We start from the raw sequence: 19,273 nt of genomic DNA, 5'->3' as shown, positions 1-19,273 counted from the left end.
TTTAAATGTTATTTAAAAGTTTATTATGTTCGGCATTCGGGTCAATGTAGCCTTCAATTAATCCATCGTCTAGATCAGTTTCTTTACCATCATTAGTAATCGCAGTGTGTACAGTTTTCTTTTCTCCATACTCTTTACATTTAGTACCAAGAGCTTTAATTTGTTCGGCAACAGAAGCGTTTTCCTCAACTGCTAACTCATTTAACTCTAAAGCAGCTGTAACCGCATCGGTTGTGTTTTTTGCTTCTTGAGTTAAAGTTGCTACTTGTTCTGTTAATCCAGAAGTGTCCTTTTCTTGTAAAGCGCTTTCAATTTTCTCTAAAGCTTCCTCATCAAAAGAAGCAAAAGGCTTTCCGCCAAATATTCCTGCTTTAAGGTTTACAGCTTCAACACCAAGTAAACCTGCTAGTAATGCGTATTTCATCTATTTTTTAAATTTGTGTTAATACTTCTTTTAGGGTCGCTATTCCATCAATCAAACCAACTTTTAAAGCCTCTTTAGGTGTGTAGGTTTTTCCTTTAAAAACTTTACCATCATCTTTAATAGATTTACCAATGTTAGATTTTACTCTAGCAATAAACTCATTACCTAAATATGCTAATCGCTCTTCATATAAAGTTTTGTCTCCTTTTAGTAATTCCCTAAATTCTTTGTTCTTTTCGGTAGATTGTGGTGCGTACACTTCGTAAATTGTAGCACCCCATTTCTCAAACATTGCTGAGTAATCTTGGTAATTCATCATAACGCCTAAGCTTCCAATTAAGTCGGCATTAGGGTGAGAAAAACGGTGTTTACATGCAGCAGCAATATCAAGTGCAGCACTACACATATATCCATTAGTAAAAGCATAAGTAGGTTTGCTAAAATTTTGTAATACGTTACATAATTCAGCGGTTCCGGAAACCATACCACCACCAGAATCAATATTTAAAACGACTGCGATTACGCGATCGTCGTTTTCAAGTCTTTGTAAAATTTTAATGATTGACTGCGTACCTAAATAATTCCAAGAAGAGTATTTAATAATAGGACCAATAATATTAAGGACAACCGGAAAAGACTCTGAACCGTTTGATTGATGTTCTGCTGCTTGCAGCTCTATATTGTGCATAGCTACAGCTTCAATTTCTAACTCACTTAAAAAGTTTTCCTTTTGATAAGACATTATAATTCCAGTTAAAACTGAAGTTAAATATCCTTTGTCTATTGCTAAGGGTTGATTAATAAAATGGTTGTTTTGCATAAAATACTCTTTATGCAAGCAAACTTATTGTAGTCGGTTGGCAAAGAAAAGGACACGGAAAGGCTCGCTAACTTTTCTAAGTAAAGGATGTATAATTGTTTCTCCAGTAATTTGGATAGAAAAATGATCTTTCCCCCTGCTGTTATCTTGTATATTATCAATAACATCAATACTTAAGCGTTCTCTATCGTTACCAAGCACCATCATTTCTCTGTTAGATGCTACAACAACAACATAATTATTATCTTTTGCTAAGTCGTATAATTTTGCTCTATTTTGAAAGGTTAAATCAAAAAAAGGAAACGAAAGATCTATTGTAAAATAGTTGTTTTTGTTCTGCTTCTTTAATCTAAACCTTCTTTTAAAGCTCTCAGGCGTCTGTACTGGTATTTTATATAAGTATTCAATAGTAGGCGGGTAAAGACCTTTAAGGTTTTGATTAAAGGTTAAAACAGAAGCGTTGTACACTATAACGTGTCTTATTTCTCTTATAAAATCTTCTGGTGTATTGCATAATTCTGTATTCATAAATCGGCATATTTTTTGGCTATTTTTTTTTTGTCCTTTTTGCTACGCAGATATTTTTAATTTTTTCATTATTCCATCTTTATTTCTGTTAAATCGCTTTCTAATGGTAGAGTATGAAAGTTCGCTCTCATCAATATGGTAAGTTTGTAAAATTGCGATGATGGTATCCTTATAAGCTATATTAAAATTATGTTTATTGGTAATTGCTTGCATAAAAATATCTTGAGCAAAATCATCTTCTAAAGCTTTGTTAATGTAGTATAAATGATGCTCTGTAATGTGGCAGCCATTGTCTTTAAAATGTCTTAAAGACACGTTAAACACAAAAACATCTTCACTTTTGTTTTTTTTAAGCGTGTAATTGTAAATGTATTTTTTGTTTTGTAAAACAGAGCTAACAATTATACCTAAAGCAGAATTCATTGTTACATTAAAGTTGTCTCCGTACTTAGATATCAAATACTTTTTTAAGTATTTTTTTACAGGTAAGTGAATTGTAATCATAAGAGGTTAGTATAAATACAGTTTTTTGTTACTTAACTATTTTACTAACCAGGCAAGTAATTCCTTTGTTACAAATGTACTATTTTATGTTTTAATAATAAGTTATTTTATTATTAGTGTTAAATGTTAAAAAGTGTTAAAAAAAACTCAGGGTTATCCCTATTTAAAACTAAAAAAATTAGGGGTATTGTGTATTGTGGACTTTGTTTATACAAATTATTTTCGCACTTTTACAAAAAAAATTTGATGAAAAAATTACTACTACTTCCAATCTTATTTTTTGCAATTTCTACAAGTTGTCAAGAAATTCCTCAGCTAAAACTGTCTAGAGATGGTATAAAACCTATTATTGTAGAAGTTAAAGGAATGAAAGCGCCCGAAATTTATAATAATGCATTAAATTGGGTTCAAGAATATTACAATACCCCAGACTATGTGCTTAAAGCTAACATACCTAATAAAAAAATTAGAGTTAATGGGTTAGAAAAAAATGCTTGGTGGTATAAAGCTTTAGGATCAAAGATGTATTATGATATTGAGTATAATTTAGAAATTTCTTTTAAAGAAGGTAAATACAGGTTTTATATAGATATTAAAAACGCTAATTCTGTAGGTACTGGCTATAAAACTTTTTTCAAAAAGAAAACAGGAAAAGTTAAGAGGGCAGCTAAAGATGCTGTTCCAAGCTTAGAAAAAACTATAAATAACTTATCACTATCTTTTTACAATTATGTAACAGGAAAAACTGTTACCAAAGATGAAGATTGGTAAAAATAAACTTAAAAAGAACTTATAAAAATGTATATTTGCGAAGTATTCCCAAAAAATTACTTCCCTTAAATACATAACTTTTTAAATTAAGTATATGTAATGCTATGTAAATAAATTATTTACTGTCCTTTATTACTAAAAAGTTACAACTTACTTTTGTTTTTTTATTTATTAACTAAAAACAAAAACAAAATGAAAAAAGTATTCGCTTTAGCAGTAGTAACTATGTTAACAGTAACATTTAATGCATGTACAGATTCTGATTTAGAAAAATTACAAAAACAAAATGAAGATCTTAAGCTCATCGAAAAAGACAAAGTTGAAACACCAACCACAAAAGGTTAATGATTCCTTTAGAATTTTAACTATAGAAACAATTGGTAATATCCTCATTTATTTAAGTGGGATATTGCCGTTTGTACATGTATTAGTGAAAGACGAACCTCTTAATGATAAATTTTTAGGCTACACAAGTATCCATAGATTTTTGTACAGTGCAGGTACTCATTCAAGTCTGTTGTTTGTAACTATTGGAATACTAATACTTGTTACTTTTTTAGATAATGAGAATATAAGTCATTTCAAAAAGACGCTTAAATTCTCATTATTATCTCCCTTGGTGTCTGCCACTTTCTTTATGTCTTGGGTTGTAATACCTGATGTTGATTTTAATTTAATTGCTTACATATTTATCGGGTTGTGTATTAGTGGCTTCTCTGTGTTTTCAATCTTAAGATTTCTAGATTATGTAAAACTTGTTAAAATTAAATATATATATAAAGAACAACTACTTGATAAAGGTCTGGAATTTGTTGAATCATCTATTAAGCAATAATCATGAATATAAACAAGAAAAAGGCGAGTGAAATAAAGGCTAAAATACGAGACCTTAATAATGGGTTTGATAGGTTTAAAAATGGTGTTGATTCTCCAGAAACCTTTAGGAGGTTTTTATTGAAAGAGGTTGAAGAGGTTAAAACCTGTAAAATTGTAGAGTATCAAAATGAAATTAACTTTAACTTAAAAGAGTTAGAAAAATTAAGCTTAATTAAGTCAAAGTTATTAAGAGACATGCCTTTAACCCAGCATGAAAAAGAAGTTGTTTTTAAGTATATTTAAATTTTATTTTTAATCTCATTAGCTAATATTTTTAATGCTTTTTCAGTTGCTAACTTATCAATGTATAATGATATTATTTCATTCTCCAATATTCTCTTCTTGTTTTTTGTAATATATAATGTTAGCTCATCGTCACTTATCTCGTCAAACTTTTTTATAATATCATTCGGAAGTAAAACTTCATCTAGTTTGTCTATTTTTGAAAGATCTCTATTTACTAAATCATCAATTGTTACATTGAACTTTACAGCTATTTTTTGTAATGTTTCAATTTTAGGTTTGCTTTTCCCTTCAATATAACTACTTACTGACCCTCTATTAAGGTCAAACATCCTTCCAAAAGCATCTTTTGTCTCTTTTTCTCTTTCTACTAAGTACTTGATATTGTGAGAGATAAAATCAGTTGTCATATTTTTTTTGTATTTTTTACAGTTTTTATATGTATGAATACATATTTTTTCTGTATGTTTGTAGAGTCTTTACAAAACAAATATAAAAAAGTTTACGTGTTAAAATGACCAAAACTCGTGTAAATATAAACAATACTAATCAGGTAGGCAGATGCCTTACCAATCACAAGGCAACTTTACAGCTCACTGGTCATGGCTGTTTAGTTGCTTTTGTTTTTACAAAAAAATAAAATAATTATGAGTGTTTTAACCAGTGAGAGCAATTATCAAGAGGTGTTTTATTCAGAAAAGCATCAAGTGTTTTACAAGAAAACAACTAAAGACTATAAGGTACCTCCTAGTGCAATACCATTTTGTGTTGGTAGAAAACAACGTTTTGATGACTTTTTAGATTATTTAAAAATAGTAACCACCAACAATAAAATATTTCGCACTTATAAAGAACTAGAGCTTCATTACGATAAGTTTTTAGGAAATGTAAAAAACATTGAAAACATTTTAGTAGAAGCAGAAATAATATTAGGTATTAAAAATTAAGTAGATAGTTAGCAACAATAGGTATTTAGAAAGTAGTTTTTTGGGGATTAAACACACTAAGTACTTAAGCAAGTGGCGTACGCTTCGCCACTTGCTACTTAAAAGAAATTTTAACCATGGAGAAACAAAAAGTTTATCATAAACCAACAGCTGCCGATTTAATAATACCAGGTATGCTTTCAAAGATAAAAGTTCATTACAACTCCTTTTCTGTTTTTTATCAGTTTGAAGGTTTTGAAAAATTTGAACATCAATTAATTATCTGCGAAAATGTTTATCCAATAAGTTATTTAGTTCAGTTTTTTAAAGTTAACGGTTCTGCTGAAAAAAACTATTTTGTAATTAGGCCAAAAGAACTTTTAAATAATTAATTTTTATTCCAAAGCTTGTCTTTTATGCGATTTTCAAATTCAGAACAACAACTATTAAATACTGCTTTTACATGCGTAAAATCTGTTTCTACAAATTTTATTACTGTATGTTCAGAGCATTTGCCACATCTCATACCTTTTAACTTAGGTTTAAATCCGATGTCTCTTTGTTGTCGTGCTTTTTCATTCAAAAAGCTACATCCTGTTTTTATCTCGTACTTAATCATATTAATAGTTTTAGCTACCAAAAATAAACAATTATGAAAGAAAATAGTTTAGCAGAAATATCAATAAGCTTCCAAAAAAAGAAAGGTGAAGCAGCTTTAAAAATAGCTAAAAAAGTAGAAAAACAATTAGTATTAGAAGGCCGTAAGTGGGTTCAAGGACCTAATAGAACTTTCATATTAGCAAAGTAATAATAGTAATGAGTGCAGCAATAAACATAGAGCAAGCAAAGCAATTCGTAGATCATTTAAATACGTTAGGGTTGGCTGTTATTGATAAAGCAGCACTTAAAGAATTAATTGCAAATGCTAAACAAAAAGAATCAGTTCCATTAAGTCATAAATGGATAACTCGTAAAGAAGCGAAACAAAAATATGGTGTTACGGTGTATTGGTTAAATGAACAATTAAAAGATCCAAGAACGCTTTTAAAAGTGGATCCTGGTAAGTATAAAAAATCAACCATGAAATACAAAGAGCAATCCATTATAGACGAATTAGAACGATTAGGAATATAAAAACCAAAGTTATGATTAAAAGAACCCGTTCAGAAATAAGTAAGTGTATTATTCATAAAGTAGCTAATAAATACAATAGTGGCCATAATTCCTTTTCATCAGATTTGGTGAAATTTGATGAAGAAAGCTACGAACTTCTACTGCCTTTTTTACTAAAGCCTTTTAGTAATCTTACTCAAAGTTATCGTTTTACACATCATTCAGATACTAGGTTAAATAACTTAAATAAATATGCTTCTGAAGTATTTGATAACGACTCAACCTTTATAAAAAATTCAATAAACATAGTAAATCATTTGTTTGAACAGTCTAATTCTGCTCAAATTAAAACCGGTGATGTACTTGTGGTTCTTTTTGAGGGTATTGAATATAAAGATATGCTTACCGAGGCTGTTGGTGTTTTTAAAATTGAAAGTAAGGTAGATTTTTTTCAGACCTATTTAGATGATAGTAATTTTGATGTAGTTGTACAAAAAGGAATCTCTCCAAACAAACTAGATAAAGGCTGCTTAATATTAAATACTTCAGATGTTGAAGGTACTGTGGTTCTTTCAGTAGATAATAATCAATACGACACACAATATTGGATAAAAAACTTTTTAAATGTTAAGTATGCTAATGATCGAAATCTTCATACACAAAACTATTTAGAACTGTGTAAAGAATTCTCAGAAGAAGTTTTAAAACCCGAGCTTGGAAAGAAAGAACAAAATGTTTTTTTAGCTAATACAGTTGATTATTTTAAAGAACACGAAGATATAAACTATGAAGATTTTAAAAACATAGTGCTTCCTGAAGAAAAAAATGCTAAGCAATTTGAAGATTATAAAAAGTACTTTGAACAGCTTAACGATGTTAAAATTCTTAACAATTTTGAAGTATCAGACCCCGTTTTAAAGAAAGTTAAAAGCAAGTTTAAAACTGATATAAAGCTTGATACTAATATCCAAATAAAAGTTGATGTAGACGCGCCAGATGCTTCTACAGAGTATTTGGAACAAGGATACGATGAAGATAAAAAAATGAAGTTTTATAAAGTGTTTTACAACGCCGAAAAATAATTAATCTAATGAAGTTTAATAAACCAGAATATCTCACCACAAAAGATTATATAGTACTAGCTATTTTATTAGGCATTGCAATTTATTGTCTATGGAGGTTTTTTACTGTCTAGTCTTTAATTCAAAAACAAGAACCTAAGTAAGAGATAACATGTATGATATAGTTGGAGTAAGAGGGTGTAAATTGACTTCTGATATTTTGAGATTTACACAACCTAAGCAAAATATTACTATTGAATATAGTAGCAATGTTATTTCATTATAAATAGATAAGAGGTGGCGATAATATCAAAACCTCTTAAATAAAACAAAAACAATGAGTCAACAAATAATTACAACAAAAGTAAAAATAGCAAAGGCTTTTAAAAAGTGGAACAAGCAATTTTTACAAACACCTTCAGAATTTGAAGATATAGATACATCAGAAGATTATGCAACCAGGCAAGCAGAATTTTTAATAAAAAACTTGGAAAGTTAGATGCAAAAAAAGCAGGCAAGAATATTCGACCATCATTGCCCGCTTAATACTAATCAGGTAGGCATCAAAGATGTCTACACTATCTACGCAAAAGTATGCAAAATAATACTACCCCACAAAATTACTCTTACACAAAAATTGGTGAGTATAACCAAAGTGTAAAAAACTTCTTAGAAGAACACCCAATTACTGAAATAGTTGCTCACGCAATAAAAAATTTCAAAGCAGAGGCATATCGAAAAAGATATTCAGAGCTGCAATACAACAAAGCTGTAGAAGACTTTAATAGTACTCACGGATACTATATTCCAAAAAAAGGTAAAGAAACAGTAAAAAAGTATTATCACTATATAAACTACCCATATATGGATAGGGATGCTGTTAATATTACTATGGATAATTACAGGGCTTATAGAGATAAATATAATGCTAAAACAAAAGAGTATAACAAAGAAATTAATAATTTCAATAAAGAAGTAATTCAAACTAAAGATAAGAACATATTAGCTAAAATAGAAGCTTTTAAGAAAGAAAACCAAGGTCTTTTTACTAAAGAGTATAATGAAAAGGTAGATAGTTTTAATAGTTGCTTAGGAGCTAATTATGTACGTAAAAAAAGACTACAAAAACTATATAACAACTTAAACGATATACTAAATGTGTTTGTTGGATTTTATGTAAAACAATTAAAAATCCGCAATTATAAGTTGATGAATAGCAAAAGACCTACAACAGCACATAAAAGCGCATTCCCTAAATTAAAAATAAATTACACTAATACTGCAGAGCACAAGCAGAATGGAAATAAACGCTTGGAAACAACACCTAGGTCGCTTCAGAATGCAGTTAAAAGATTAATAGAAGCTGGAGTAATAGAAAACTATGTTTTTTTTGATAGAAACAGACCTGTATTTTTCAATATTAGCTTTAAAATCTTACATGTTTTAGACGGAAATCCACCTAAGTCGCAACATACTGATAACCCTAGCCTTAACCCCTCTAAAACGAAAAAGTTTCGTATTCTTAATCATACTACTAGAACTTTATCAAAAGAAAATAAAATAGATGACTGTGAAAATATCACAGATCATAACAAATCCGGTTCGATGCTGGAGGAGAACGAAAGCAACAATGGATGTCTTGCAGACAGCTACAAGAACACTAACCAGGTAGAAGATAAAAAAAATACCGCACCAAGCCGCGCGGATATAAAGAAATTGCTGCCTGATTTTATGAAATCATCCAAAAAAAGGCCGCAGCACAATCCAAAACTATTAGCTGAAGTTGAAAAAACAATGCTAAAACAAGCAGATTTTTCAAAAATGTTATCACTAGGTAAGTTTGATTCTTACAAAGGGATTAGATATGATCAAATTCAAAATATAATTCAATATTCAGGGCTATTCCTAGATGAGTTAAAATTGTTTTTAGTGCATGATTTTGTGAAATCTTCCGCAAAAATTTGGAAAAACCACAATGTTTTAGAAGGTAGTTGGTACAATGCAATTAGCATGCTTCAAAATCAACTTTTTGCAGGAATAACTCAAAAAGATGACTTAATACCCAAGCTTAAAGAATATCGCTGGAAACTTGAATATGCTCGTAAATGGTTTGTTCATAGCAGAATTAATGCACTTTATCCATCACTTTATTTTGATGTTAACAGGACCCACAAAAAAGAGGTCGGTTTTTATGGACTTCATCAAGCTTGGCAAAAGCACCTTGAGAAGAAATCTAAACAAGAAGCAGCAAAAAAGAAGCTTAAACGTAAATCAAACGAGCGTAAGCGTGAAATAATAAAAATAGAAACAAACGAGAAGGAACAACGTTACAGCACAAAACTTAACAAGAAGCTGAACGAGTATTTTGAAGGAAAAATTACACAACAGCAATTGTTTGAATACGTAAGAAAAAACTTACCAAAAAAATATCAAATTCAGCTACAAGCATTAAGTGCTAGGGCTACCAAAAACAAAGCATAAAAAATGAGTGATCAGATAAGTAAAAAATGTAATTGTGGTAAAGAGAATAAAATTACCTGCCCAACATGTAGTGTATTAAAAATGGTGATTATGCTTAAAAACAAACAGCATCATTTAAAGTTAGAAGGACCAAACGGAAAAAGAAGTAACCCTGTATGGTATAATCATTTGAGTAAAAATAGAAAATCATTTAATGATTTAATAGATGGAATGATACGAAGGTTTAATAAAAAAACAGAATACACTTCTGTTACAAATAAGCTTTTATTCTACGACAATAAAACAAAAAAATTAGTTCATTCTCACACAGTTTAGCTATGAAAACAAAACTAAAATTTAGTGTTGACGAAATAGTGGCAATTAGCACAGTTTTAAACTTGATTTATGAAATACCGTTCAATGCACTTAACCAAGAAACAAAAATATTTTTTTCGGTGGGCTACACGCTTTCAGATACGTTTGAAAAAAAAAGAAGGGAGTTGATAAAAAAGTTAGACTTATTAAACTCTCATAAAAAAGTAAGTATAACACTTAAATACCATGAAGCTTGGGGACTAAAAAACATATTGATAGATCAGATTCATCTAGCCAAAAACGATTATCAAAAAACGAACATTCAGAAATCAATAAATCAACTCGATTCAAAAAAGTAAAAAATTGTTTGCATACAAAAACTTCTTTAGTGGTTATCGATGGTTTTGCCTCTTGGGAAGTAACTGCTGAAAAATGTAGCAAGTGTAACAACATATTGCAAAAAACTATTACAAATTATTAATAAAGACATGACCGATTTTATGAAAGACCAAAAACAAATAAAAATAGGAGATACAGTAGAATTCAACAATCTAGGAGAACTAAATCTATTTTGTGAATCTCCTCAATTTAAAAAACAAAATTATAAATATATAGGTGGTATAAAACACACTATTAAAAGAATAAAATAGCTATGAAATATACGTTAGAAGATAAAATGACAAGCCTACGAGCAGTTTCGCTAGCTGTGCTACTTTACATACTAGGTTATGCATTAAAAATATCTGTGCTCCTTATTGATATATTAACTCCCGTTATATCAAATATGTTAATAAGAAGTGTTGCTGCAGGTTTTACAGGTGTAGCATTATCAACTGGTTTATTAATTGTTTCTGTAAACGATCACAGTAAATATACACCTTACATAATTGCTGTAATGGACGCTTTCATGTTGCTATTAGTGTTTGATATTTTAAACAGTTCTTCACTTAATGATACAGTTACACTAAGCTTTATCAGTTTTTTTATGGCCTTTATAGGCTATCAATTAATATCTGTTTTCGTGGCTAAATATCAACGAATTAAAACAGAAAAAGAGCAAGGATTGAGCGAGCTCCTTCAAGCTTATAGCGAAAAAGAGCAAGTGTTTAGCGAGTTGCAGCAACAAATTAACGAATTAAAACAAAACACTTGCGAGTATTGTGAAAGAGAATTTACAAGTAAAAATGCTCTTAATGCTCACAAAGGAAGATGTAGTAATAATCCTAAAAATATATAATAACCAAACACAATGAGTGAAAGGGCGAATATTCTCAACGCCTCAGAGCTCAAGAGCAATAAACGGAGTATCGGTAACTCGTTGTGTTTTTAAACTGTAGCATTTCTGCTACGCAAAAACGCAAAAATTATGATACAATTATCAAAAGAACAATTAGAAAATCAAGTTAACACCTTTAATTCTGCTTTTAAAGTTGGTGATAAGGTAGAAGTTTACAGAACACCAGGAGGAGAAACATTTGTTGATGAGATTAAACATGAAGCAACAATAATGGGGGGGCATACCGCAATGACTTGGTTAAAAGAAAAAGGAAGTTACGATCTGACTTTCGTAAAAGGTAAAGCTTAATAAACAGTAGCATTTCCGCTACGCAAAAACGCAAACTATGGCAAAAAAAATGACTTACTCAGATTTAATTGAGAAACTAGGCAAAATTGTAGATGAAGGAAAAATGCTTCTTCGTGTTGAAGGAGAAATCATTTACATAGATAGAAACGAATTTTATTTAAAACAAATCAATAAAATTCAAAGATTATTACAATTGTATGGAGAATGCGATTGGTGGATTAAACCGTCTACAGCTTTAAAAGATGGTGTTATGTACAAAATATACATTCTAACTTATCTGTAGCATTTCCGCTACGCAAAAAAGCAAACTATGGCAAAAAAAATGACTTACTCAGATTTAATTGAGAAACTAGGAAAAATTGTAGACGATGGAAAAATGCTTCTTAGGGTTGAAGGAGAAATTATCTACATAGATAGAAACGAATTTTATTTACAACAAATCAATAAAATTCAAAGATTGTTACAATTATACGGTGAGTGTGATTGGTGGATTAAACCGTCTACAGCTTTAAAAGATGGTGTTATGTACAAAATATACATTCTAACTTATCTGTAGATAAAGTGGTATTAACAAGACTAGGAAATAAACGCAAATTAGCAAAACAGCTTCATGCGAATTTTTTACCTCATAGAATGAGAATTGAGTTATTCTTTGGCGCAGGTGGTAGTTATTTTTATTTGCCTACTCCTAAGTTTTCAATACTTAATGATGCTGATTCAGACGTAACAAATTTGTACTTGGTAATGCTTGATCAAAAAGAAGAATTAAAAAAGCAATTGGAATTATTGCCAGTTTCGGAAAGTTTGATCAAGTACTACCTAAAAAATGAAGAAACAGATCCAGTTAGAAAAGCGGTTAGATTTTTATTGCTATCTAATTTCACTTACATGGGGAAGGGAGATACTATAAGACTTGGAATAGGTCATTGTAAAAGAAATTTAATTGATCGTATTGAACCAACTTTTCAAATGCTTAAAAACGCAAAAATTACAAACGTTGATTTTCGTAAGGTATTAGGTAAAATTTCATTTAATGAAAAAGTAACACCTAAAAGTGATTGTTTGTGTTATCTAGATCCTGTTTACTTAGGTACAGAACACACCTACAAAGTTAATAAATGGACTGTTAATGATACTGAGGACTGTTTTAAAATAATGGATACTTCAGGTATTAATTCTGCAATGTCTGAATTTGCAACTGAACCTGTTTTAGATTTTGCTTCCGATTACAAAATGAATGTAATCTATCTCGAGGAAAGAAGAAATTTAAAAAACATAAGACAAGAAATATTAATCACGAATTACGTAAAACCAAAAAAGGTAACGTATTCATTAAATCTGTAATAAAAGAGATATGAAAACACCATTCGATTATATAAATAAAGAAAAGGTTGATTTATCACGTCAGGATCATAGAGACGAAATAATCAAGCGAAATAAAAAATTAGAATCAGCAGTAAAAAACGGAATGAGTTATGGGGATTTTAATATTGAGGTAAATGTTACTGCTGAGTTAAACTGTTTAAAATGTGGTAATCATGTTGAACATACTAATTATCATATTGAATTTGATGATGATGTAGAAGATAATGTTCCTGTTTTAAAATGCTCTAGTTGTGAAACGGAATATGTTTATGATAGAGACGAAGAAGTTTTCTATCCAAGATTAAAACATAAAAAACAAAGACTAATTAAATAGTAGAAATTATGACTAAGGCAAAGTTCAACAAACGTAAAAACGCTATAAGAGAGTTATGGTTAGCAATGATAATTTCTGATGCTGAAATGGCAGATTTAAGCGCGAGACTAGTTAAAAAATACGAAGAATCAAATAAACAGTAGGAAATGGAATACAACAAACAATACTTATACAACGCTTATAACGCTACTTCAACAGGTAATGAAAACGACGAGTTAGAAACTTATGAGAATTGGTTAGAGCGTCAACTTATAAGCCGATTAAAAAAAATAGACGAAATGGAAGTAAAATTAAACCAATCCAAAAAACCTTGGTCGTTCTGTGAAACGCCACAAGAAAAATGCACAATGAATTATTGTGATGATAACGGATGTCAAAACAGAAAGAGACATTTAGTAAACGAAACTTATAATTCTGAGTCAATACCAAACAAACAGTAGCTGTCTAGCTACGCAAAAACGCAAAACATGGAAAATATTTTACAAGAAATTAGAGAAGAAAGAAAAAGACAAGATGCTAAATGGGGCGTTCAAAATCACCCTATTTTAAATCACAAATATATTGATTGGAAAGGCTCAGAAATGTGTGAGCATTATAAAATTCCATCTGAAGAAGAAGCTCGTAGAACGGTGGATAGAAAAGTTAAGTCGGGTGAGTTAACATACATGGATATTTTGATTGAAGAAATTGCCGAAGTAGCAGAATCTAAAAATCCAGCACCTTGTCGTGTGGAGTTAATTCAAAGTGCAGCAGTTATTGTTGCAATGATAGAATCATTAGTTCGCAACAACATTTAATCTGTAGGTTTTCACTTACGGTACCAAATCGCAAGAAAATGAAATACAACAATAAACAAATAGCAGCATCAAGAAAAAAAGCACTACAAAAGGTAGTTACACTTTTAGATGCAGGCAACCCTGACGAAGCTTTTAAAAATAAAGATGGAAGTTATTATTCTGATGAAAAATTTATTGTTTCATGGAAAGGAAATTATAATGGTTATGCAGTTGAAAATGGGCTAAATAAAGTAGATAGTTTTTATTCTGCTTATTCTGGACACAAGTCAATTTACACTCAACGTTCTTTATTACATGAAAAACAAATAAAAGGCTACCCAAGTATTGAATATGGGTTAATTGATATTGGAATCAAACTTTGTAAAGGAATAGATCAAAAAAATGAGTTTTTCAAAAAATACGCTATTCCATATAACGAAAGAATTAAATCACTAAAACAGAAAAAATCATGATAAACGAAATCAAACTAAACGGAAAAATTCACACTAGGGAAAATTATAAAGGTTGTTTCAACACTTTTATTCTGCAAAATATTTGTGATTGGGATGTTGAAGATTATGCTCAAAGTTATTTGAACATGGTAGATGAAGATCATGTGAAACACAAAAAAATATCTGATTTCCGTGAAGATGAACTTTTAGATGAGTTAAAAGAGAATGGTTATATATGTATCAAAGCGGAATCACTAACTGAAGAAATCAGGATAAAAGAAACTATTGAAGCAATTAAACAGTAGTTATGAGATGTTATCAAATTTGATTTTTACAGCATTGTATAGGATATTAAGGCTTTCGTATTGAGTTTTTAGACTTTCTAAAGCTGAGTGATAATAATGTTCGTTATCGATATTGTTCTTTTTAATTTCTTGATAAAGTTTATTAGATAAATTGGTTTTTTGTGAATCATCAAGCAACTCGATATACTGAGAAAAAGAAAAACCAGGTATAAAAATTTCATTATGGCAACCTGTTTTAGAAGTAAAACTTTTTAGAGAATTTTTAAGATCTATAGATAGTTGTTGATTTATTTTGAATTGCACTAACACCATTTCTTTTAGATTGGAAATTTTCTTTTTAGGTTCTTTATTAAATTGAAAATAAAAAGTTAATACAGCTATTAACACACCAATAAAAGTTAATACAAGGTTTGTCATTGACAATATCTATTAAAAATAATCATAAATTTAAAATAATTTATTAACAGTAGTATTAAATTTTAATTCCATATTTCTTTTTAACCCAAAATAACGAAGTCTTTACAATCGTTACCTTGTAATTATTAATAATACCACTTACCACATCAATCTGAGCTTTAGAGTTCAGATTGTTTGTTTTTATCCATTCTTTTAAAACACCTCTTCCAAACTCCTGGTTGATTTCAAACTCTAAACAATCACTAACAATGTCCTCGTTTATTTTTCCGAAAGGATTATTTTCTACAGAACTTTTAAAGTTCTCAAAAACAATTCTACCATGCTTTTTGCAAAGCTCTTCAAGTAGTGTAACATTCATTCAAATTAATGTTTATTAATTCACAAAAATATAAATAACTATTATCTGTTAAGGTTTTATAAGTTGTAAAGAAAAAATTTAATATAACAATTTTGTTATATAACAAAATTGTTATATATTTGTATCAGATTTGAGGTGAGAGTCAAATCTAAAGTTCTTTTTATTAACTAAATAATTTTACATGGCGAAAATTAATGAGGTGTTAAGACTACTTTCAGCAGATGGTTGGTATCTGCACAGACATGGCTCTAGACATGATTTGTACAGACACAAGACCAAAGAGGGGCAAATCCCTATCCCAAGACATGGAAGTAAAGAAGTAGCTCCAGGCACCTTAAACAGTATCTTAAAGAAGGCAGGGTTAAAATAACCCCTGCTTCCTTTAGGAAGCTATAAAAAGACTTTTTTATCTCATATTTAAAACTAACAGGAAAGTATTACAACATCACAAAAACACAAACAATTATGTCAAATGCGCTAACAGCTGTAATTGAGAAAACTAACACAGGTTTCTCAGGTTACATTCTAAAAGTAGACGGTATAATAGCTACAGAAGCTACAATAGCCGAATTAAAAGAAGCGTTACAAGAAGCATTAAAACACGAAATTGATTATCTTGAGGAAATGGGAAAAGATGCGTCCCATTTAAAAAATGCAACAATTAATTATTCGGTAGATTTAGAACAATTTTTTACACACTATAACGTTATCAATAAATCAGCCTTTGCCGAATATATAGGATTGAATAAAAGTTTATTCAGACAATATGTAAAAGGTTTGGCACCGCTTTCTAGCGAAAAAATGTTGCAAATCACAAATGGTTTACATAGATTAGCAGCGGATATCGAAGATATCGTTTTAGTTTAAGCTATTAAAATTAGCAGGTTGGATAGGAAGAACAACAGAACATGAAAAACTAAGCTCTCACAAAACACACACTTTTAAACTTAAAAGTATTAAACCCACTATATAGTGGGTTTTTTATTTCCTGTTTTTAATACAGGAATCTTTCTTAAATATTTTATTTTCATTTTAATAAAAAAAGAACTTAAAACGTCTCTTAAGATGTTGCTAATTTAATAATAGTAATAAAGCAAAAACAAAAAAGATAGCATGATGACCATTGACATCTTGAATTTTATGTAGCTTTAAGAAGAATTATAGAGATTTAAAAGAAGTAAATTAAAACAGTCAAAAATGTTTTAAACTAGTTTCTGAAAATGATAAACTTTCCCATCTATAGTTTGAGAGAATTCTCTATCTTCTTTAAATCTATCAATGTACCATCTATCAGAGTTACAATTGGGCTCTACAACTTTAAGGAGTTTGTGAAATAAACGAAAGTTAGTTTCAATTACAACTACCCTATTATTAACAGTACAGCTAAAAAGTTTTTTTATTCGATCATTCATAGAACAAATATATAAAATATGTGCTTATATATGAAGAATTATTTTTTTATTCTTTAATAAGTGCTTATATTTGAAATATAAAAATATTATTTATTATGACAGCAATTTACACAAACAAATGTACTAAGGAAGTTTACGAAATAGGAGGGGTAAAAGATTTGCCTCAGGCATGGAGGTTATCAAATTTTGTATGTAGTAGAATGAATTGGAATTTAAATATGTTTTGTGAAGACGTTATAGTAAGGGTAAAGTAAAAAAAACCACTCCGAAGAGTGGAAATTGCTATGAAAAAGAAAAAGTTAATGGACGTCTCCATATACTTAAATCAAATATAAGTATATATTATAATACAAACTAAGAATCATCTCTAATTATTACAATTTTTTCTTCCTTAGACAATTTATAGTATTTGGAAGAGCCATTGTATTCTAATTGCTCCTTACTAAGGATATTATTAGCATATTTAAATTTTTTTACTCTATTACTTTTATCCTTTGTTACATACTCAACTTCATAAACATACATGAAGTCAAAACTAACATTATTAGTCTCAATAATTCGATAATGCCATTCATCTCTTATATTCTCAGGGTACACATCTTTATAAATAGTATCAACGTCATCTCTTTCATGACCCATAAGAGCCCTTAGTAAATCAGGTTCAACAAATAGTCTAGAACCTAAAGTTCCAAATGTATGTCTTGATACTTTTGGAGATAAGTTTCCTCCTAACGGTAGAACCTCAATTAAATGGTATTTTACTTTATTTTGGTTAGAAATTCTTAAAACATGATCATTGTATTTCGATTGTACCTTCTTTAAATTTTCCTGCACTCTTCGAATAAATGCTTTATACCCTTTAAAATCTTTTCTCCATGGAAAACAAAACCTTCCATCGACTTGGTATTTATTGATTATCGACTGAGCTTTATCAAATAATTTTAAATCAAATTGATAACCGTTTCCATCTAGTTTAGATCTACCACTATTAAAAAAAACTCTACTTTTTACAATTTGATAATTTTCTAAGTAATAAATATCTTTAAAGTCTTGTCCGCCTAGATAAAACTGTAATAACCATAAATCAACAGCTATTTGTTGTCCTTCAGGCAAACCTATCATATTTTCTAAAACAAAAATGGAGTTAGAATTTATGTGACGTTTTTTGGTTCTGTTTTGCTTTTGAGTTATCCCCTTAAAAATGTCTTTAAAGGGTTTTATATCATTTACTAAACCTCTTCTTGCTCCTTCGTTATAAATAGCTCTTAAAGTCCTTAAATATGTGTTAGCTGTAGGTTTTGAATTTTTATTAATCTGCCAATTTTTGAACCCCAGCAAAAAATTATAATCAATTTCTTTAAATAAAAGTTTTTCTCTGAAAAGCTTTAACTGATTTGTTGCAGTTCTGTAAACATTCGCATTTCCATATTTGTCAAAACCTTTAGCATCTTTCATTTTAATCATTTCATCCATTAATGTTTTAGCAAATGAAAAAAAATCGTACTCTCCTTTTTCTATTGGAGCTTCATCAAGTAATACAGCTTTTATATAATCGGTTGAAATAGAATTATCAGTAAGTGAAGAAAATATTAAGTCATCTAGTAATGATTTCTTTTTTCGTATTAATAAAATACTTCTTTTATCATTAATTGGCTCTTCTTTTTCAAAATCCCATTCATGTTCAAAAAAATACAACCCAAGGTTAAAACGAACTTGTTTTTTATGAAATAGCTCTATAATTACTGGAAATCCATTTTTTCTTAATCTACCTTTTTTTATATCTAATTTAATTTTCCCTTTCATACAGTCCTACTTTAGTCCTACAAATACATTTAAAAACACGTAAAAACACGTAATTTTTACAAAGCTACGAAAAGTACAGATACAAAAAAACCCCAGTAATACTGAGGTTTTGAAGTGATCGCGACAGGATTCGAACCTGTGACCGTCTGCTTAGAAGGCAGATGCTCTATCCAGCTGAGCTACGCGACCATTGTTGTCGGGGTGGCAGGATTCGAACCTGCGACCTCCTGCTCCCAAAGCAGGCGCGATGACCGGGCTACGCTACACCCCGATTAGTGTCATCTACAACTTTTTGCGGAGAGACCGGGATTCGAACCCGGGCATCCCGAAGGATGACAGCTTAGCAGGCTGCTGCATTACCACTCTGCCACCTCTCCTTAATTCTTGTCGAAACGTGAATTAAAAATTGCGAGTGCAAATGTATA

Annotated in this window: 35 protein-coding genes and 3 tRNA genes; 26 read left to right on the top strand and 12 right to left on the bottom strand. The window is 29.8% G+C overall.

All coding sequences use genetic code 11. The features are described 5' to 3' along the window. Position 1: 1 nt before the first annotated feature. Genes ABMY20_RS15330 through ABMY20_RS15315 form a run of 4 tightly spaced genes read right to left on the bottom strand, consistent with a single transcriptional unit; the run spans position 2 to position 2,276 of the window. Positions 2 to 424 carry a hypothetical protein gene (locus tag ABMY20_RS15330; protein ID WP_349265728.1) on the bottom strand — a complete coding sequence of 141 codons (423 nt, stop codon included), beginning with the start codon at positions 422 to 424 and terminating at the stop codon, positions 2 to 4. A gap of 7 nt (positions 425 to 431) precedes the next feature. Beyond that, on the bottom strand, positions 432 to 1,244 hold the full coding sequence (locus ABMY20_RS15325) for a S49 family peptidase (protein WP_349265727.1): 813 nt from the start codon (positions 1,242 to 1,244) through the stop codon (positions 432 to 434). Positions 1,245 to 1,268: 24 nt separating this feature from the next. Next, positions 1,269 to 1,772 carry a hypothetical protein gene (locus tag ABMY20_RS15320; RefSeq protein WP_349265726.1) on the bottom strand — a complete coding sequence of 168 codons (504 nt, stop codon included), beginning with the start codon at positions 1,770 to 1,772 and terminating at the stop codon, positions 1,269 to 1,271. A gap of 42 nt (positions 1,773 to 1,814) precedes the next feature. Then, positions 1,815 to 2,276 (bottom strand): hypothetical protein, encoded by a 462-nt coding sequence (locus ABMY20_RS15315; protein ID WP_349265725.1) that lies wholly within the window; start codon positions 2,274 to 2,276, stop codon positions 1,815 to 1,817. Between the two features lie 246 nt (positions 2,277 to 2,522). Here ABMY20_RS15315 and ABMY20_RS15310 point away from each other — a divergent pair, with 246 nt between their 5' ends. The 4 genes from ABMY20_RS15310 to ABMY20_RS15295 all read left to right on the top strand — a co-directional run bounded on the left by ABMY20_RS15310 (position 2,523) and on the right by ABMY20_RS15295 (position 4,166). Then, positions 2,523 to 3,047, top strand: a complete 525-nt coding sequence (locus ABMY20_RS15310; protein ID WP_349265724.1) for a DUF4468 domain-containing protein — start codon at positions 2,523 to 2,525, stop codon at positions 3,045 to 3,047. A 192-nt stretch (positions 3,048 to 3,239) separates the two neighbouring features. Then, the gene (locus ABMY20_RS15305) at positions 3,240 to 3,392 is read left to right on the top strand and encodes a hypothetical protein (protein ID WP_349265723.1); all 153 of its coding nucleotides are present in this window, start codon (positions 3,240 to 3,242) and stop codon (positions 3,390 to 3,392) included. Continuing rightward, complete coding sequence (locus ABMY20_RS15300; RefSeq protein WP_349265722.1) at positions 3,367 to 3,882, top strand: hypothetical protein; 516 nt, start codon at positions 3,367 to 3,369, stop codon at positions 3,880 to 3,882. The genes ABMY20_RS15305 and ABMY20_RS15300 overlap by 26 nt, the downstream gene beginning before the upstream one ends. Before the next feature lie 2 nt (positions 3,883 to 3,884). Next, entirely contained in the window at positions 3,885 to 4,166 is a 282-nt protein-coding gene (locus ABMY20_RS15295; protein ID WP_349265721.1) for a hypothetical protein, read from the top strand. On the opposite strand, the gene ABMY20_RS15290 is transcribed toward ABMY20_RS15295, so the two are convergent. Next, positions 4,163 to 4,576: a helix-turn-helix transcriptional regulator gene (locus tag ABMY20_RS15290; RefSeq protein WP_349265720.1), complete on the bottom strand. Its 414-nt coding sequence runs from the start codon at positions 4,574 to 4,576 to the stop codon at positions 4,163 to 4,165. The genes ABMY20_RS15295 and ABMY20_RS15290 overlap by 4 nt on opposite strands. A 237-nt stretch (positions 4,577 to 4,813) precedes the next feature. Between ABMY20_RS15290 and ABMY20_RS15285 the strand changes: the two genes are divergently transcribed. Both ABMY20_RS15285 and ABMY20_RS15280 read left to right on the top strand, forming a co-directional pair. Further along, positions 4,814 to 5,113: a hypothetical protein gene (locus ABMY20_RS15285; RefSeq protein WP_349265719.1), complete on the top strand. Its 300-nt coding sequence runs from the start codon at positions 4,814 to 4,816 to the stop codon at positions 5,111 to 5,113. 116 nt (positions 5,114 to 5,229) lie between these two features. Continuing rightward, positions 5,230 to 5,484 (top strand): hypothetical protein, encoded by a 255-nt coding sequence (locus tag ABMY20_RS15280; RefSeq protein ID WP_349265718.1) that lies wholly within the window; start codon positions 5,230 to 5,232, stop codon positions 5,482 to 5,484. Here ABMY20_RS15280 and ABMY20_RS15275 read toward each other — a convergent pair. Next, positions 5,481 to 5,711 carry a hypothetical protein gene (locus ABMY20_RS15275; RefSeq protein WP_349265717.1) on the bottom strand — a complete coding sequence of 77 codons (231 nt, stop codon included), beginning with the start codon at positions 5,709 to 5,711 and terminating at the stop codon, positions 5,481 to 5,483. The genes ABMY20_RS15280 and ABMY20_RS15275 overlap by 4 nt on opposite strands. Positions 5,712 to 5,744: 33 nt before the next feature. On the opposite strand from ABMY20_RS15275, the gene ABMY20_RS15270 reads away from it, so the two are divergent. The 18 genes from ABMY20_RS15270 to ABMY20_RS15185 all read left to right on the top strand — a co-directional run bounded on the left by ABMY20_RS15270 (position 5,745) and on the right by ABMY20_RS15185 (position 14,858). Beyond that, complete coding sequence (locus ABMY20_RS15270) at positions 5,745 to 5,900, top strand: hypothetical protein (protein WP_349265716.1); 156 nt, start codon at positions 5,745 to 5,747, stop codon at positions 5,898 to 5,900. 8 nt (positions 5,901 to 5,908) lie between these two features. Further along, positions 5,909 to 6,226 carry a hypothetical protein gene (locus tag ABMY20_RS15265; RefSeq protein ID WP_349265715.1) on the top strand — a complete coding sequence of 106 codons (318 nt, stop codon included), beginning with the start codon at positions 5,909 to 5,911 and terminating at the stop codon, positions 6,224 to 6,226. Between the two features lie 11 nt (positions 6,227 to 6,237). Next, positions 6,238 to 7,287, top strand: coding sequence for a nucleoid-associated protein (locus tag ABMY20_RS15260; protein WP_349265714.1), 1,050 nt, complete (start codon positions 6,238 to 6,240; stop codon positions 7,285 to 7,287). A 316-nt stretch (positions 7,288 to 7,603) separates the two neighbouring features. After that, on the top strand, positions 7,604 to 7,765 hold the full coding sequence (locus ABMY20_RS15255; RefSeq protein ID WP_349265713.1) for a hypothetical protein: 162 nt from the start codon (positions 7,604 to 7,606) through the stop codon (positions 7,763 to 7,765). Between the two features lie 95 nt (positions 7,766 to 7,860). Next, entirely contained in the window at positions 7,861 to 9,747 is a 1,887-nt protein-coding gene (locus tag ABMY20_RS15250) for a hypothetical protein (RefSeq protein ID WP_349265712.1), read from the top strand. A gap of 3 nt (positions 9,748 to 9,750) precedes the next feature. Further along, positions 9,751 to 10,062, top strand: coding sequence for a hypothetical protein (locus ABMY20_RS15245; RefSeq protein WP_349265711.1), 312 nt, complete (start codon positions 9,751 to 9,753; stop codon positions 10,060 to 10,062). Between the two features lie 2 nt (positions 10,063 to 10,064). Then, positions 10,065 to 10,400, top strand: a complete 336-nt coding sequence (locus ABMY20_RS15240; RefSeq protein ID WP_349265710.1) for a hypothetical protein — start codon at positions 10,065 to 10,067, stop codon at positions 10,398 to 10,400. A 293-nt stretch (positions 10,401 to 10,693) separates the two neighbouring features. Continuing rightward, the gene (locus ABMY20_RS15235) at positions 10,694 to 11,278 is read left to right on the top strand and encodes a hypothetical protein (protein WP_349265709.1); all 585 of its coding nucleotides are present in this window, start codon (positions 10,694 to 10,696) and stop codon (positions 11,276 to 11,278) included. Positions 11,279 to 11,407: 129 nt separating this feature from the next. Next, positions 11,408 to 11,626, top strand: coding sequence for a hypothetical protein (locus ABMY20_RS15230; RefSeq protein ID WP_349265708.1), 219 nt, complete (start codon positions 11,408 to 11,410; stop codon positions 11,624 to 11,626). Between the two features lie 49 nt (positions 11,627 to 11,675). Then, complete coding sequence (locus ABMY20_RS15225) at positions 11,676 to 11,909, top strand: hypothetical protein (RefSeq protein WP_349265707.1); 234 nt, start codon at positions 11,676 to 11,678, stop codon at positions 11,907 to 11,909. 27 nt (positions 11,910 to 11,936) lie between these two features. Continuing rightward, the gene (locus ABMY20_RS15220) at positions 11,937 to 12,182 is read left to right on the top strand and encodes a hypothetical protein (protein WP_349265706.1); all 246 of its coding nucleotides are present in this window, start codon (positions 11,937 to 11,939) and stop codon (positions 12,180 to 12,182) included. Positions 12,183 to 12,187: 5 nt separating this feature from the next. After that, a complete protein-coding gene (locus ABMY20_RS15215) occupies positions 12,188 to 12,970 on the top strand; it encodes a DNA adenine methylase (protein WP_349265705.1) in 783 nt (260 codons plus the stop codon). Between the two features lie 10 nt (positions 12,971 to 12,980). Next, on the top strand, positions 12,981 to 13,325 hold the full coding sequence (locus tag ABMY20_RS15210) for a hypothetical protein (protein ID WP_349265704.1): 345 nt from the start codon (positions 12,981 to 12,983) through the stop codon (positions 13,323 to 13,325). 8 nt (positions 13,326 to 13,333) lie between these two features. Continuing rightward, the gene (locus ABMY20_RS15205) at positions 13,334 to 13,468 is read left to right on the top strand and encodes a hypothetical protein (protein ID WP_349265703.1); all 135 of its coding nucleotides are present in this window, start codon (positions 13,334 to 13,336) and stop codon (positions 13,466 to 13,468) included. A 3-nt stretch (positions 13,469 to 13,471) separates the two neighbouring features. Further along, positions 13,472 to 13,765 (top strand): hypothetical protein, encoded by a 294-nt coding sequence (locus tag ABMY20_RS15200; protein WP_349265702.1) that lies wholly within the window; start codon positions 13,472 to 13,474, stop codon positions 13,763 to 13,765. 27 nt (positions 13,766 to 13,792) lie between these two features. Next, positions 13,793 to 14,122, top strand: a complete 330-nt coding sequence (locus ABMY20_RS15195; protein ID WP_349265701.1) for a hypothetical protein — start codon at positions 13,793 to 13,795, stop codon at positions 14,120 to 14,122. Between the two features lie 38 nt (positions 14,123 to 14,160). Beyond that, complete coding sequence (locus ABMY20_RS15190; RefSeq protein ID WP_349265700.1) at positions 14,161 to 14,574, top strand: hypothetical protein; 414 nt, start codon at positions 14,161 to 14,163, stop codon at positions 14,572 to 14,574. Next, entirely contained in the window at positions 14,571 to 14,858 is a 288-nt protein-coding gene (locus ABMY20_RS15185; RefSeq protein WP_349265699.1) for a hypothetical protein, read from the top strand. Before ABMY20_RS15190 ends, ABMY20_RS15185 begins: the two co-directional genes overlap by 4 nt. Here the strand turns inward: ABMY20_RS15185 and ABMY20_RS15180 are convergent, their stop codons facing one another. Continuing rightward, a complete protein-coding gene (locus tag ABMY20_RS15180) occupies positions 14,859 to 15,275 on the bottom strand; it encodes a hypothetical protein (RefSeq protein WP_349265698.1) in 417 nt (138 codons plus the stop codon). It abuts the gene before it with no gap. A 55-nt stretch (positions 15,276 to 15,330) separates the two neighbouring features. Next, positions 15,331 to 15,633, bottom strand: coding sequence for a hypothetical protein (locus ABMY20_RS15175; RefSeq protein ID WP_349265697.1), 303 nt, complete (start codon positions 15,631 to 15,633; stop codon positions 15,331 to 15,333). A 181-nt stretch (positions 15,634 to 15,814) separates the two neighbouring features. Here ABMY20_RS15175 and ABMY20_RS15170 point away from each other — a divergent pair, with 181 nt between their 5' ends. Together ABMY20_RS15170 and ABMY20_RS15165 are read left to right on the top strand one after the other, a co-directional pair. Beyond that, on the top strand, positions 15,815 to 16,003 hold the full coding sequence (locus ABMY20_RS15170; protein WP_349265696.1) for a type II toxin-antitoxin system HicA family toxin: 189 nt from the start codon (positions 15,815 to 15,817) through the stop codon (positions 16,001 to 16,003). Positions 16,004 to 16,098: 95 nt separating this feature from the next. Next, entirely contained in the window at positions 16,099 to 16,500 is a 402-nt protein-coding gene (locus ABMY20_RS15165; protein WP_349265695.1) for a hypothetical protein, read from the top strand. Between the two features lie 899 nt (positions 16,501 to 17,399). Here the strand turns inward: ABMY20_RS15165 and ABMY20_RS15160 are convergent. From ABMY20_RS15160 to ABMY20_RS15145, 4 genes are all read right to left on the bottom strand, one after another. Further along, a complete protein-coding gene (locus tag ABMY20_RS15160) occupies positions 17,400 to 18,848 on the bottom strand; it encodes a site-specific integrase (RefSeq protein WP_349265694.1) in 1,449 nt (482 codons plus the stop codon). A 115-nt stretch (positions 18,849 to 18,963) separates the two neighbouring features. Beyond that, a tRNA-Arg gene (locus ABMY20_RS15155) sits at positions 18,964 to 19,037 on the bottom strand. Between the two features lie 7 nt (positions 19,038 to 19,044). Further along, a tRNA-Pro gene (locus ABMY20_RS15150) sits at positions 19,045 to 19,119 on the bottom strand. Positions 19,120 to 19,143: 24 nt separating this feature from the next. Beyond that, positions 19,144 to 19,225, bottom strand: a tRNA-Ser gene (locus ABMY20_RS15145). Positions 19,226 to 19,273 lie beyond the last annotated feature (48 nt).

The sequence above is a fragment of the Tenacibaculum sp. SSH1-16 genome (assembly GCF_040104435.1).
GTDB lineage: Bacteria > Bacteroidota > Bacteroidia > Flavobacteriales > Flavobacteriaceae > Polaribacter > Polaribacter mesophilus.
This window is presented reverse-complemented; position numbering and strand designations above follow the sequence as displayed.